This is a genomic window from Actinacidiphila epipremni (assembly GCF_012034175.1).
Lineage (GTDB): Bacteria > Actinomycetota > Actinomycetes > Streptomycetales > Streptomycetaceae > Actinacidiphila > Actinacidiphila epipremni.
In genome coordinates this window covers 332,156-345,417 of record NZ_JAATEJ010000004.1, presented here as the reverse complement: position 1 = coordinate 345,417, position 13,262 = coordinate 332,156, and the positions used below count along the sequence as shown (strand labels likewise).

Below are 13,262 nucleotides of genomic sequence, written 5' to 3'. Positions count from 1 at the left end.
CTGACGCACAAGAGGACTTCGTCCGCCCGGCTGCCGAAATCCCACTCCTCCAGCGCCTCCCGCGCGAACTCCCGCGCGGCGGGCACGGATCGCCGCTCCCGGCGGTAGAACCGCTCCCTCACATCGCCGTGCTCTCCCTCTTTCTTCATGAACGCCAGCGTCGCGCACGGTGATCGCGCTATACCAGTCCTGTTACCCGTACATCGCGGATGTACGGGTAACGAGCAATACGGCACGGGTTGAAGTGGGGTAATCCATAGCCATGGCACCACGTAGGCGGCGACTGCCGAGGAAGAAGAATCCGACACCGTTCGAGTCCCTGGGAGCACAATTAGCACGGGTCCGCGTGGCGCGCGGCTATACGCAGGTCCGGCTGGCCGAGACGGTCATCATCAGCCTGGCCAAACTCGAATCGATCGAACAGGGCCGCCGGCCACTGACCCTCGACCTGGCCCAGGAACTGGACCAGTTGCTGGACACGGGCGGCGCGCTGGAGGAGGGCGTGCAGCACTTGCCCGACGCGGACAGCGTGATCCCGACGTGGGCGCTGGCGTACGTGGACCTGGAGCGCGAGGCGGTCGCGATCTCGTCGTTTGAGAACCAGGTAGTACCCGGACTCCTCCAGACCGAGGAATACATGCGGGCGGTCTTCCGCGACGACATCCCGACCCTTGGCGAGGACGAGATCGAACTACGCGTCGCCGCCCGATTGTCGCGGCAGGAACTCCTGCAACGCCGCATTCCTCCCGCGGCCAGTTTCATCCTGTCCGAGGCAATTTTGCGGGACCGGATCGGCGGCGCGGCAGTCTGGGGAGCGCAACTCCGGCACCTCCGGGAGAGCGCCGAAGTGCCGGGCATCACCATCCAGATTCTCCCGCTCGGGCGGTCCACGCATGCCGGGCTCGACGGCCCGTTCGTTCTCCTGGAGACTCCCGAACACGAGCATCTCGCCTACGCGGAGACGCAGCGCGGGAGCCTGCTCATCCACGACCCCGACGAGGTGAGCATCCTGGCGCAGAAATATGCGATGCTGCGGACGCAGGCCCTCAACCCCGAGGAAACTATGGGTCTGTTGGACCAGCTGCTAGGAGAGCAATGACCGAGTCCCTGAAGTGGTTCAAGTCCAGCTACAGCGGCAGCCAGGGCGGCGACTGCGTCGAGATCGCGTACGACTGGCGCAAGTCCAGCTACAGCGGCAGCCAGGGCGGGAACTGCGTCGAAGTCGCCGCCGACTGGCGCAAGTCGAGCCACAGCAGCGAGGAGGGCGGCAACTGCGTCGAAGTGGCGGCCCACCCCGGGGCCGTCCACGTCCGGGACTCGAAGGACCCCGAGGGCCCAGCCCTCAGCTTCAGCCCCACCGCATGGTCCGCCTTCACCGCGTTCGCCGCCGCGCAGGACGTGCCGAGCGCGTAAGTCCGCGTAACGAACCACCCCTTCGCCCGCCGCCCGAAGCACACTTCCGGACGGCGGGCGAAGCACGTACGGGCCCGGCGGCGGATCGGCCACCGGACGCGTAAGGGCGGCCCTACAGTCGGTAGGGGAGGAAGGGGGTTCGGGTGAGCGGAGAGGTCGGAATCAGCGCGATCGGCGGCAGCGTGGCGGCGCAGCGCATCGGCACCCTCAACTACCACGCCGGGCAGGGCCGGGCCCCGGTCGCGAACTGGCCGCAGCAGGTGGGGGTGATCCCGCCGAAGGCGGGGGCGTTCCAGCAGCGGGCCCAACGGGTGGGGCTGCGCGAGGCGTTGGCAGAGGGCGGGACGGCGGTGCTGACGGGCACGGGTGGCGTCGGCAAGACGCAGCTCGCGGCGGAGTACGTACGGACGGCGCTGGCGGACGGCGAGGTGGACCTGCTGGTGTGGGTCACGGCGTCGGGCCGTACGGCGGTGGTGGAGCGGCTGGCGCAGGCCGGGGCGCGGGTGGCGGGCGCGGACGCGGGTGATCCGCAGGGCGCGGCGGAGGCGTTCGTGGCGTGGCTGGAGCCGAAGTCCGGGCAGCCGCCGTGCCGTTGGCTGGTGGTGCTGGACGACGTGGCGGACCCGGCGGATATGGCGGGCCTGTGGCCGCCGCAGTCGCCGTCGGGCCGGACGCTGGTGACGACGCGGCGACTGGACGTCGTACGGGCGGGGGCAGACCGGCGCGGTATCGGGGTGGGCGTGTTCACGCCCGAGGAGGCGGCGGCGTACTTGCGGTCGGCGCTCGCAGGGCACGAGGCGGCGGCACCGGACGCGGAAACAACCGTCCTGGCGGCGGAGTTGGGGCACCTGCCGCTGGCGCTGTCGCAGGCGGCGGCGTACATCGTGGACGCGGAGATCTCCGTGCGGGCCTACCGGGATCGGCTCGCGGGCCGGACGTCCAGCAGGGTGCGGAGGCTGGAGGAGGTCACGCCGGACACGCTCCCGGACGAGCAGCGCCACACGATGGCGGCGGCGTGGGAGTTGTCGGTCGAGTACGCGAACGGGCTGCGGCCGAAGGGCCTGGCCCGCCCGATGCTGGAGCTCGCGTCCTTCCTGGCCCCGAGCGGCATCCCCCTGGCGGTCCTGACCAGTGCCCCCGCGCTGGCGTACCTGGGCCCCGAGGTGACTGCCGACGACGCGGTGGCCGCGCTGCGTGCGCTGCACCGCCTGAGCCTCGTGACCGCCCCGGGCCCGGCGAACCCCGAGGGCGCGGATGAGGTCCGCGTCCACCAACTCGTCCAGCGGGCCACCCGTGACGCGCTCACCCCCGAGCGCTTCGAGCTGGCCGCCGGCGTAGCCGCGGCTGCGCTGATGGTCGCCTGGCCCGCGATCGAACGCGACACCGCCCTCGTCCAGGCCCTGCGCGCCTGCACGGTGATGCTGATCGACTCCACCGGGCCGGCGGGCTCCCTCTACCGGGACAGCGTCCACATGCTGCTCTTCCGGTTCGGTTCAAGTCTGGGCACGTCCGGCCATTCGGCCGCGGCCACAAGCTACTTCCGGACAGTCGCCGAGGCCGCCGCCCTGCGGCTGGGCCCGGACCACCCGCACACTCTCATGGCGCGGGGCAACCACGCGTCGTGGAGCGGGCAGTCGGGTGAGAGGTCGGACGCCGCCGCCGCGCTCGCCGAACTCCTCCCGGACATGCGGCGGGTGTTCGGCCCCGACCACGCCGAGACGCTCGCCGTCCGGCACAACCTCGCGTACTGCCGCGCGGAAGCGGGAGACGCCGAGGGCGCCGTCATCGCACTCGCCGAACTGCTAGACGACCAGACACGTGTCCTCGGGCCCGACCACCGCAGGACCCTCATGACCCGGCACAACCTGGCCTGTTGGCGAGGGGAGGCGGGCGATGGGCCGGGAGCTGCCGCCGCGCTCACCGAACTGGTCGACGACCTGGCGCGGGCGCTCGGCCCCGACCACCCGGACACCTTCCGCACCCGGCACAGCCTGGCCACATGGCGAGGCTGGACCGGGGACGCGGCCGGCGCCTTCGCCGCGCTGCGTGAACTGCTCCCGGACGTGCACCGGGTGCTGGGCCCCGACAGCCCCGAAACCCTCACCCTGCGCCACAACCTCGCCCACTGGCGCGCGGAAACGGGGGACCCCGCCGGCGCCGCAAAGGAGTACGCCGAGATCCTCGCCGACCAGCAGCGGGTGCTCGGCCCCCACCACTCCGACACCGTCGCCACCCTCCGCGACCTCGCGTTCCGCTGCCAGACTGCCGGGGATGCCGCGGGGGCCGCCGAGGCGTTCACCGAACTGCTCGACCGGGTGCGGGCGCTCGGCCCGGACCACCCCTACGTGCTCGTCATCCGGCACAATCTCGCCGCGTGCCGCGGGCAGGCAGGGGACGCCGAGGGCGCCAAGGCGGCGTTCGCCGAACTGGCGGACGACTGCCGTCGGACAGGCGGCCCTGACTGCCACGGCGCCCTCACCGCCCGCCACGAACTCGCCAAATGGCGCGGCAAGACGGAGGGCGCCGACGTGGCGGTCGCCCTGCTGGCCGAACTACTCCCCGACATGGAGCGAACGCTCGGCCCGGACCACATCGACACCCTGACCACCCGCTACACCCTGGCCAACTTCCGCGGCGCAACGGGCGACACCGCAGCCACCCTCACCACCCTGACCGAAGTCCTCACCACCCAAACCCGCACCCTCGGCCCCCCCCCCCCCCCCCCCCCCCCCACCCGCCACGCCCTCACCACCTGGCGCACCAAATCCCCCACCCCCACCAACAAACAACCCCCACCCAACGCACGGTAGACAGCGCCCACCCCCCACCCCCACCGGCGGACAGCCCCCAGCCCACGCACGAAAGGTCGCACTCACCCACCCCCACCAGCAGAGAGCCGCCCGACGAACGCGCGGAAGGACGTGCTGGCCCAACCCAGCCCCCGGAAACGGAAAGCCGCCCCCGAACGTGCGGAAGGAGGCGCCCACCGGCACACAGCCGCCCGACGAACGCGCAAAAGGGCGCGCTCACCCACCCACCCCGGCCCCCGGCAACGGAAAGCCGCCGCCGGACGTGCGGTAGGGGGCGACCCACCGGCGGAGAGCCGCCCGACGACGGGCGGGAGGGGGTGATCCGGGGGGTGCCCCAGCAGGACTGCGCACGACAAGAGGTCACCGAATGCGAACGCAGGCCATGGTGCGCAGTCCGAGGAGGTACCCCCCGGAGCGCCCCCGACCACCCCACCCACCGAGGTGTCCGCAGCCCAGCCCCGTGCGGCAGCATCATGCGCATGGCGCCCAAAACCCCGCAGCAGCACTGGGACCTCGGCGTCACCTCCGCCGCGCGCGTCTTCGAGGTCCACGACCTCGTGCCCTGGGACCGCGACCGGCGCCTCGCCGCCTTCAGCACCTGGCGCATCGCGATCCCCACCGCCGAAAACCTGAGCACCACCCTCCTCGCCTTACGGCTGCACGCTGCCGCAGCAAGTGGCCCGCTCGACGCAATACCCCTCGCCCAGGCGACCTCGACGGACCGGCCCCACTACGAACTGTTCGCCGGCCTCGACGCCGTCTCCGCCGACCCCGGCACCGCGCACGCCCTGCGCATCCTCAAGCTGCTGAGCTACGAAGAGCCGCGCGGCGCCCTGACGTTGATGCGACTCGACGCAGGAGCGCAGACCAGCGTGGGACGGCTTGCCAGGCGGTACCGCAAGGCCGACCTCGCGCTCCGTGACCTTCCGGAGTAAAGCGACGCGGCAGGGTCAGGGCTGGATGCGGCCGAGGAAGCCGTGGGTGTAGCCGCTGATCGCGTCCAGGTGGGTTTCCAGTGCGAAGTGCCCGGCGGGCAGCAGGTGGACCTCGGCGTCGGGGAGGTCGCGGGAGAAAGCCCTCGCACCGTCCGGGCCGAAGATCTCGTCGTTCTCGCCCCACACCGCGAGCAGCGGCACCTGGCTGCTCCGGAAGTATCCCTGCAGCTCAGGGTAGCGCTCAATGTTCGTCGGGTAGTCGCGGAAGAGCGCCAGCTGCACCTCGTCGTTGCCGGGACGCTCCAGCAGGAGCTGGTCCAGGGTCCACGTGTCGGGGCTCACCAGGCTCGGGTCGGGCGCGCCGTTCTCGTACTGCCAACGGGTCGTCGCCGGGCTGAACTTGGCCCGCGCGCCCGGTTCCGTCTCGCGGCCGGGCTCGGTCACGTACGCGAACAGGTCGTCCCAGAAGGGCTTCGTGAAGCCCTCCATGTACGCGTTGCCGCTCTGCGTGATGATCGCCGTGACGTCGAAGGCCGGATCGAGCGCCAGGCGCCAGCCGATCGGGGCGCCGTAGTCGTGCACGTACATGGCGAAGCGCCGTACGCCCAGATGGTCCAGCAACCCCGCCGTGACGGCGGCGAGGTTGTCGAAGGTGTAGTCGAACGCGTCCACCTTGGGCATCGCGGAGTGGCCGAAGCCGATGTGATCGGGCGCGATCACGTGGTAATCGTCGGCCAGCGCGGGCACGAGGTGGCGGAACATGTGCGAGCTGCTCGGGAATCCGTGCAGCAGCAGCACGACGGGCGCGTCGCTCGGGCCGGCCTCGCGGTAGAAGACCTCCTGGCCCTTGATCGTCGCTGTCTTGTGTCGCGTGGGAAGCATGTCGTCCTCCAGGCGCCACCTGGGCGCAGGGCAGGCTCGGGAGCCTTTTTCCCTGGTAGGCGCGCTGCCGCACGGCGGATGGCGCCGACTGCCACGCTCTCCACGCTAGCCCCGGCCCGCGCGCAGGTCCAAGCGCCCCACTCTGCCCCGTTCGCCCCCTCCGGACGCCCGCCCCGCCCTAGAGTCGGACAGGGGGTGGTGGAGCGTGGCGGGCAGAGGGCGTACGCGGCGCGGCGGGCTGGGCGCCGGGCGGGACGTACGGATCAGCGCGGCAGGCGGCGGGCTCGCCGTCGGGTCGGCCGGTCACGTCACCGTCCAGGCCGCGGCGCGGCAAAGGGCTGAGCTTCCGCACCAGGTGGGCGTCGTGCCGTCCCGCGCGGCGTCCTTCCAGGCGCGGGCCGAGGCCGAACGGCTGCGGGCCGCGCTCGCCGGCGGCGGCACGGCGGTGCTGTGCCAGGTGCTCACCGGCACGGGCGGCGTCGGCAAGACGCAGCTCGCCGCGGATTTCGCCCACCGGGCGTGGGACGAGGGCGCGTTGGACGTCCTGGTGTGGGTCACCGCGGCGAGCCGCAGCGCGATCGTCGCCGCGTACGCGCAGGCCGGCGCGGAGTTGTGCGGGGCGGACCCTTCCGACCCGGAGCGTGCGGCGGGCGCGTTCCTCGCGTGGCTGCGGGCCAAACGGCACCGCTGGCTCGTCGTCCTGGACGACGTCGCCGACCCCGACGACCTCAAAGCGCTGTGGCCGCCCGGCAGTTCGCACGGCCGCACCCTCCTCACCACCCGCCGCCGGGACGCCGCCCTCACCGGCACGGGCCGGCGCCGTATCGACGTCGGCGTCTTCTCCGCGCAGGAGGCCACCGGCTACCTCGCCGCCACGCTCGCCGCGCACGACCGCACCGAGCCGGAGGCGGAACTCGCCGCGCTGGCCGACGACTTGGGCCGGCTACCGCTCGCCCTCTCCCAGGCGGCGGCGTACCTCGCCGACCAGGGCCTGACCGTTGCCGGGTACCGCGCGCTGCTGGCCGACCGTACGCGCAAGCTCGCGCACGCGATGCCCGCGGAGGGTTCCCTGCCCGACGACCAGCGCAACCCGGTGGCCGCGACGTGGTCCCTGTCGGTGGACCTCGCCGACCGCAGCGAGCCGCGCGGCCTCGCCCGGCCGCTGCTCGACCTCGCCTCGATGCTCGACCCGAACGGTATCCCGGAGGCGGTGCTCACCTCACCGCCGGCCCGCAAACTGGTCGGCGCGATGGGCAGGCCCTGGCGGTTCGTACGCGGCCGGAGCCGGATGTCCGAGGCGGAGGTCCACGAGACGCTGCGCGTGCTGCACCGGCTGAGCCTCATCGAGCACTCCCCGGACGCCCCGCACCGCGCGGTGCGCGTACACGCGCTGATCCAGCGCACGACGCGGGATGCGCTGCCGCGCGTGCAACGCCTCGGGACCGCCGTGACCGTCGCCACCGCCCTCCTGGCCGCCTGGCCCGAGATCGAGCGCGACACCGAGCTCGCGCAGGCCCTGCGGTCCAACGCCACAGCGCTCGCCGCCAACACCGCGCGGACCGGGGACCTGTTCCACCTGTACGTCCACCCCGTGCTGTTCAGGCTCGCGATGAGTCTGGGCGAGTCCGGCCAGCTGGCGGGCGCCCTCGACAGCTTCCAGGATCTGGTCGACACCGCCACGCGGCGCCTGGGCCCGGACCACCGCGACACCTTCGCCGCACGCGGCAATCTGATCGACTGGCAGGGAAAGGCAGGTGATCCGGCAGGTGCCGTGTTGGCGCATCTGGCGCTGCTGCGGGACGAAGTACGCGTGCTCGGGCCCAAACATCCGCACACGTTCGTCACTCGGCACAACCTCGCGCACTGGCGGGGCATGGCGGGGGATCCCGCCACCGCGGCGGAAGCGCTCGCGGGACTGCTGGAGGACCGGCTGCGCGTCCTCGGCCCCGACCACCCCGACACCCTCACCACCCGCGCCAACGTGGCCCGTTGGCGGGGCGAGGCAGGAGACCTGGCAGGCGCCGCCGAAGCGTTCACGGCGCTCGCGAAGGACCAGCTGCGGGTGCTGGGCCCCGACCACCCCGAAACCTTCACCACCCGCCACAACCTCGCCGTCTGCCGGGGGAGGGCGGGCGAGGCGCGCGAGGCCGCGGAGGTGTTGGCGCACGTGGTGGACGACCGGCGGCGCGTGCTCGGGCCCGACCACCCCGAAACGCTCACCGCCCGCCACAACCTCGCCCACTGGCGGGGCGAGGCGGGTGACGCGGCCGGCGCCGTGAAGGCGCTCGGCGAACTGCTGGAAGACCGGCTGCGCGTCCTCGGCCCCGACCACCCCGACACCGGGGACACCCGTGACTACCTCGCCTACTGGCGGCAGCCCCCCTCCCGTCGCCGCACAAGCCCCCCGCCCACCTGACCCGCCCCCCCGCGCCCCCGGCGCAAAGCCCGGGCCCAGCACCGAGCCCCGGTGCAAACCCCGACCCCTGACCCGGCGCCCCCCGGGGGCGCCCGCGCGTGCCGGAGACGTGGGGTGGCGCATCGTCACCGTATGGTCGCAGGACGTCACACCCCCGCGCCCCCAGGAGGCACCGTCATGGCCGACGTCAATGTCGCCGTCATCTACTACTCCGCCACCGGCACCCTCGCCACCATCGCGGAAGCGATCGCGGACACCGCGAAGAAGGCCGGCGCCGAGGTGCGGCTGCGGCGGGTCAAGGAGCTCGCGCCCGACGCGGCGATCGACGCGAATCCGGCGTGGCGGGCGAACGTGGAGGCCACCGCGGGGATCCCGGAGGCGGAGCCGGCGGACATGGAGTGGGCCGACGCGGTGATCTTCGGGACGCCCACCCGCTTCGGCAACGTCACCAGCCAGCTCAAGCAGTTCCTGGACATCCTCGGACCGCAGTGGCAGGCCGGAAAGCTCGCCGACAAGGTCTACAGCGGCTTCACCGCGTCCTCGACCGCGCACGGCGGCCAGGAGACGACGCTGCTGGCGCTCTACAACACCATCCACCACTTCGGCGGCGTCATCGTCTCCCCCGGCTACACCGACCCCTCGAAGTTCGTGGACGGCAATCCGTACGGCACCTCGCACGTCGCCGGCCAGGGCGAACTCCCGGTCGGGGAGCAGACGTTGACCGCCGCCCGCGTGCAGACCCGGCGCGTCGTGCGCTTCACCCGCGCGATCAAGGACGGCTTCGCGGCGGAGGCCGCCCGGTCCTGAGTCCGCCGGGTCGGGCGCGGCGGCGGGCAGACCGGACGCATGCGCCCCACGCGTCACGCTTTGCTCTTTCGACGGTCACTGAGCAAGAGAAGTTCCGCCTCCCGACGCCAGGAGTTCACGTCCCGACTATCACCGCTTCCGCCGCCCTCTCCTAGTGTTTCAGCCCCCACCCGCGAGCCGTCCGGGGCTGCGGACGCTTGGAGCACCATGACGAAGACCCTGGGCCGCCGCCTGTTCGGTTTCGCACGGCCGGCCAGATCCGGCGCCCGCGGCGCCCCGGGCGCACCTGGCGCCGCGACCGCCGCGGACTGCCTGCGGCTGTACGAGGAGTCCGCCGCGGGGCGGGACACGGCGGACGGGAACGGGGACGGGGACGGCGGCGGGGCGCTCGCCGACGCCGCGGCCCAGCTGCGCAAGCTCTCCGCCGCGGGCGGTGAGCTGACCGACGCGCTGCTGGCCTTCGGCGGCGCCGCCCTCCCCGCGGAACCGGACCTCGCGCTGGCCGCCGCCGACGCCGTCCTGGCCCGCCGCAAGGGCTCACGGGCCGGGTGGCAGCTGCGCGCGCGGGCGCTGGAGGCGGCGGGCGACCTGGAGGGCGCCGTCACGGCCTTCCAGGGCTACCTGGAGCGTACGGACGCCGGTAGCGGCGGGGCAGCGGAGGCGACCGCCCGGATCGGGGCGCTACGGGCCGCACAGCGCTGGCGGCAGGACGTGCTCGGCGCGCTGGACGGCGCCGCGCCCGAGGTCGCCGCCCGCGCGGAAGGCCCGCTCGCGGACTTCGAGGCCGCGCTCGAACGCCACCTCGACACCCGGCTGCCGCTCGCCGGCGCCGAGGAGATGGCGCGGCTGGCGCCCGTGGTCGCCCGCTACGCCGACCGCCGCCGCCACCGCACCCGCCCCCCGCTGCCCGACCCGCTCTTCGGCGGTACGTCCCGGCTGCGCATCGGCGAGTTCCGCAACCTGATCGCCGGCCGCTCGGTGTGCCTGGTCGCCAACTCCGCGACGGTACGCGACGGTTCGCTGGGCGCGGTGATCGACGCGTACGACCTGGTGGTGCGCTTCACCTCCTTCCGCATCGAGCCGGCCGCGACCGGCGAGCGCACGGACATCCACGCGACGGGCCATCGCACGGCGCAGAACTGGGACCAGAAGGTGACGACGCGGCTGGTCTTCGGCGACAAGCCCGGCGAATGGCGGCAGGCGATGCGCGACCGCATGCGCCCCGGCGCGCAGCGCTTCACCGGCGACGACTCGCTGCGCCGCCCGCTGCGGGGCGTCGGCGGCCTGTCCGCCGACCGCTGGCCGGCCCCGCTGACCTGCGGCTTCGAGATGGCCTGGCTCCTGGACTTCCTCGACGTCAGCCCGCGCCTCGACCTGATCGGCTTCGACTTCTTCGCGAGCGAGCCCTTCCGCCTGCCCGAGGCGTCGCACATTGCCACGCCGTCCGACTACTCCCGTGAGAAGGCGTGGGTCATGGACCACGCCCGGCACGTAGAGGGCCCGGTGATCTCGCTCCGATGAGCACGCAATCTTCTCCCACGGGCCCGGGTGACGGTACGCCGCAAGGCCCGGCCGCCGGGCCCGGCGCCGGGGCCGATGTCCACTCCGCCGGCGGGCTCACCGGGAAGCGGCGGGTGGCGTTCGCCGCGTACGCGGACGAAGGGCGGCTCCCCGGCGTGCTCGCGCTGCTGCGGAGCCTGGCGCTGACCAACCCCGGGGTGTGCGAGGACTTCGTCGTGCTGTACGACGCCGCGCTGCCGGCCGCCGCGGCCGAGCGGGTGCACGCGCTGCACCCGCGGGCCGAGCTGCGGGCCGTGGCGCGCGGCGGCGCGGGGCCGTACCCGCTGCTCGGGGTGCTGGGGATCGACGACTACGACACCGTCGTGGCCTTCTGCGCCGGGACCGTCGCGGCCGGGCCGCTCGGCGAGCTGCTGACCCTCAGGACCGCCCCGGCGGCGACCGCCGCACCCGGCGCGCTCGTGCTCCAACGCGCCCAGCTCACACCGGAGTTCCGGCAGCGCGTCGCCGCGGCGGCAGCACAGGCCCAGGCAACCGCCGGCCCGGACGCCGGCCGCACCACCCCCGCCGAACCGCCCACCGCAGGCTCCACCCCCGGCACACCGCCCACCGCAGCCCCGGAGGCCAGCCGCACCGCCGCCGAACCGCCCGCCGCAGGCTCAGCCACCGACCCCGGCCCCGACCCCGGCCCCGGCCCCGAGCGCACACCGCCCGCCGCGGACGCGGCCCCCGGGTCCCGGCCGGCCGGCAAGGCGGGCGGTGCGCACCCCGACGCCCCCGCGCTCGCGCTGCTCAAGGGCGTGCTCGGGGACGCGCTCCGGGAGCTGGCCGGCGGGGCGCTCGCGCACCTCACCGAGCCGGAGGCACCCGCCCCCTCCGACGCGGAGACGCAGGCCGCGTACCTGAAGGCCCCCGGCGTCACCCACCCCGACCTGCTCGTCCACTTCGGCACCCCGCTCGCCGCCCGCACGGGCGACGTGGACGTCGCGCGGCGGGTCGCGGCTGCGCATATTGCCGCGGGTCACTACCAGGAGGCCGTCGACACGATGGCCTCCGTCACGCTGCCGCTGGCCGCCGCATGGCCGCACGAGGTGTACGGGCACGCGCTGATGAGCGTGTCCCGTTACGCCGAGGCCCGCACCCACCTGCTGGCCGCCACGGCAGCGGCCGAGCACGCGGCGCCCGCCTTCGCGCGGCTCGCGCACATCGAGTGGGTGCTCGGCGACGACGCCTCGGCCCAGCAATATGCGCTGGCCGGCCTGGACGCCGACCCCACGCACGGCCCCAGCGAGGAGATGCGGCAGCGCACCGTACCCACGCCCGCCGCGCAGGAAAGCGGCGCGCCCGCCGACCAGGTGACGCATGTCGCCTTCTACATGCCCCACCAGGGCAACGCCGGCGACAAGCTCCTCCCGGAGTCCGTACGCCTCGCCTTCGGCTCGGACACCGGCCCGCGCCGCTGGCATTCGGTCCACGCGCACCGCCTCTTCGACGAGGCCGCCCTCACGGCGGCCAACTCCCGCCGCGCCCTGGTCGTCGGCGGCGGCGGCCTGTTCATCCCGGACACCGCGCCCAACGGCAACAGCGCCTGGCAGTGGAACGTCGCCGACGACACCCTGCGCCGTATCGAGGTGCCCGTCATCGTCTACGCGGTCGGCTTCAACGCCTTCGACGGCCAGTCCTACCGCGCCCGCCGCTTCGCCACCGCCCTGCGCACCCTGGTGGAGAAATCCGCCTTCTTCGGGCTGCGCAACCACGGCTCGATCGAGAAGGTACGGGCGATGCTCCCGCCCCACCTGCACGACCGGGTGCGCTTCCAGCCCTGCCCGACCACGGTCACCCGGCAGATCACCGGCGGCTGGACCGACCCGGCCGTCCGCGAGGACACCGTGCTGCTCAACGCCGCCTACGACCGCGCGGGCCTGCGCTTTGGCCACGACTACGGCCACTTCCTCGCCGAGATGGCCGCGGCGGTGCGGGCGATCGGCGCGCGCGCCGAGGTCCGGTGCGTCGCGCACGCGCAGGCCGACGAGCGCTTCGTGTTCGACCTGCGGCGCGAGCACGGCATCTCGCTGCCGGTCGTGCCGATGTACGACTACGACAACGCGCGCATCACTGACACGTACGCCCGTACGCGCCTGGTCATCGGCATGCGCGGGCACGCCGGCATGATCCCGTTCGGCTGCGGCACGCCCGTCGTGAGCCTCATCTCGCACCCCAAGATGGCCTACTTCCTGGCCGACATCGACCGACCGGAGTGGGGTGTGTCGGTCCACCACCCGCACCTGGGCGCCCGGCTGGCGGAGCAGGCGCTGGCCGTCCTGGACGACCACGAGGCGGCCGTGGCCGACGTCCACGACCGGCAGCAGCTGCTGTGGAAGGTCACCCAGGCCAACGCGGCGGACCTGCGGCAGCTCGTCGGCGGCCCGCTGGACTGACCGCTCCCCCGGCGGCGGGGCGGCGGGGCGGCGGGGCGGTCGG

9 protein-coding genes are annotated in these 13,262 nt (G+C 73.7%); 8 read left to right on the top strand and 1 reads right to left on the bottom strand.

Annotation, left to right across the window (positions count from 1 at the left end):
* The first annotated feature begins 262 nt into the window (after positions 1–262).
* The 4 genes from HCN08_RS08670 (at position 263) to HCN08_RS08655 (ending at position 5,158) form a co-directional block, all read left to right on the top strand.
* Positions 263–1,099, top strand: a complete 837-nt coding sequence (locus tag HCN08_RS08670) for a helix-turn-helix domain-containing protein (protein WP_167982307.1) — start codon at positions 263–265, stop codon at positions 1,097–1,099.
* Positions 1,096–1,413 carry a DUF397 domain-containing protein gene (locus HCN08_RS08665; RefSeq protein WP_167982306.1) on the top strand — a complete coding sequence of 106 codons (318 nt, stop codon included), beginning with the start codon at positions 1,096–1,098 and terminating at the stop codon, positions 1,411–1,413. The genes HCN08_RS08670 and HCN08_RS08665 overlap by 4 nt, the downstream gene beginning before the upstream one ends.
* A 143-nt stretch (positions 1,414–1,556) precedes the next feature.
* Positions 1,557–4,223 carry a tetratricopeptide repeat protein gene (locus tag HCN08_RS08660; protein WP_322974324.1) on the top strand — a complete coding sequence of 889 codons (2,667 nt, stop codon included), beginning with the start codon at positions 1,557–1,559 and terminating at the stop codon, positions 4,221–4,223.
* A 479-nt stretch (positions 4,224–4,702) separates the two neighbouring features.
* On the top strand, positions 4,703–5,158 hold the full coding sequence (locus HCN08_RS08655; protein ID WP_167982305.1) for a hypothetical protein: 456 nt from the start codon (positions 4,703–4,705) through the stop codon (positions 5,156–5,158).
* A 15-nt stretch (positions 5,159–5,173) separates the two neighbouring features.
* Here the strand turns inward: HCN08_RS08655 and HCN08_RS08650 are convergent, their stop codons facing one another.
* Complete coding sequence (locus HCN08_RS08650) at positions 5,174–6,040, bottom strand: alpha/beta fold hydrolase (RefSeq protein ID WP_167982304.1); 867 nt, start codon at positions 6,038–6,040, stop codon at positions 5,174–5,176.
* A 205-nt stretch (positions 6,041–6,245) separates the two neighbouring features.
* Here HCN08_RS08650 and HCN08_RS08645 point away from each other — a divergent pair, with 205 nt between their 5' ends.
* The 4 genes from HCN08_RS08645 (at position 6,246) to HCN08_RS08630 (ending at position 13,219) form a co-directional block, all read left to right on the top strand.
* On the top strand, positions 6,246–8,456 hold the full coding sequence (locus tag HCN08_RS08645) for a tetratricopeptide repeat protein (protein ID WP_167982303.1): 2,211 nt from the start codon (positions 6,246–6,248) through the stop codon (positions 8,454–8,456).
* 177 nt (positions 8,457–8,633) lie between these two features.
* Positions 8,634–9,263, top strand: coding sequence for an NAD(P)H:quinone oxidoreductase (gene wrbA, locus HCN08_RS08640; RefSeq protein WP_240969882.1), 630 nt, complete (start codon positions 8,634–8,636; stop codon positions 9,261–9,263).
* 207 nt (positions 9,264–9,470) lie between these two features.
* The gene (locus HCN08_RS08635; protein ID WP_167982301.1) at positions 9,471–10,784 is read left to right on the top strand and encodes a hypothetical protein; all 1,314 of its coding nucleotides are present in this window, start codon (positions 9,471–9,473) and stop codon (positions 10,782–10,784) included.
* On the top strand, positions 10,781–13,219 hold the full coding sequence (locus tag HCN08_RS08630; RefSeq protein ID WP_240969881.1) for a polysaccharide pyruvyl transferase family protein: 2,439 nt from the start codon (positions 10,781–10,783) through the stop codon (positions 13,217–13,219). The genes HCN08_RS08635 and HCN08_RS08630 overlap by 4 nt, the downstream gene beginning before the upstream one ends.
* Positions 13,220–13,262: the final 43 nt, after the last annotated feature.

What these genes read in the sequence shown, in the direction of transcription:
- HCN08_RS08670 (WP_167982307.1), top strand. Translation starts at nt 263, where the DNA reads ATGGCACCACGTAGGCGGCGACTGCCGAGGAAGAAGAATCCGACACCG.
- HCN08_RS08665 (WP_167982306.1), top strand. Translation starts at nt 1,096, where the DNA reads ATGACCGAGTCCCTGAAGTGGTTCAAGTCCAGCTACAGCGGCAGCCAG.
- HCN08_RS08655 (WP_167982305.1), top strand. Translation starts at nt 4,703, where the DNA reads ATGGCGCCCAAAACCCCGCAGCAGCACTGGGACCTCGGCGTCACCTCC.
- HCN08_RS08650 (WP_167982304.1), bottom strand. Translation starts at nt 6,040, where the DNA reads ATGCTTCCCACGCGACACAAGACAGCGACGATCAAGGGCCAGGAGGTC.
- wrbA (WP_240969882.1), top strand. Translation starts at nt 8,634, where the DNA reads ATGGCCGACGTCAATGTCGCCGTCATCTACTACTCCGCCACCGGCACC.
- HCN08_RS08635 (WP_167982301.1), top strand. Translation starts at nt 9,471, where the DNA reads ATGACGAAGACCCTGGGCCGCCGCCTGTTCGGTTTCGCACGGCCGGCC.
- HCN08_RS08630 (WP_240969881.1), top strand. Translation starts at nt 10,781, where the DNA reads ATGAGCACGCAATCTTCTCCCACGGGCCCGGGTGACGGTACGCCGCAA.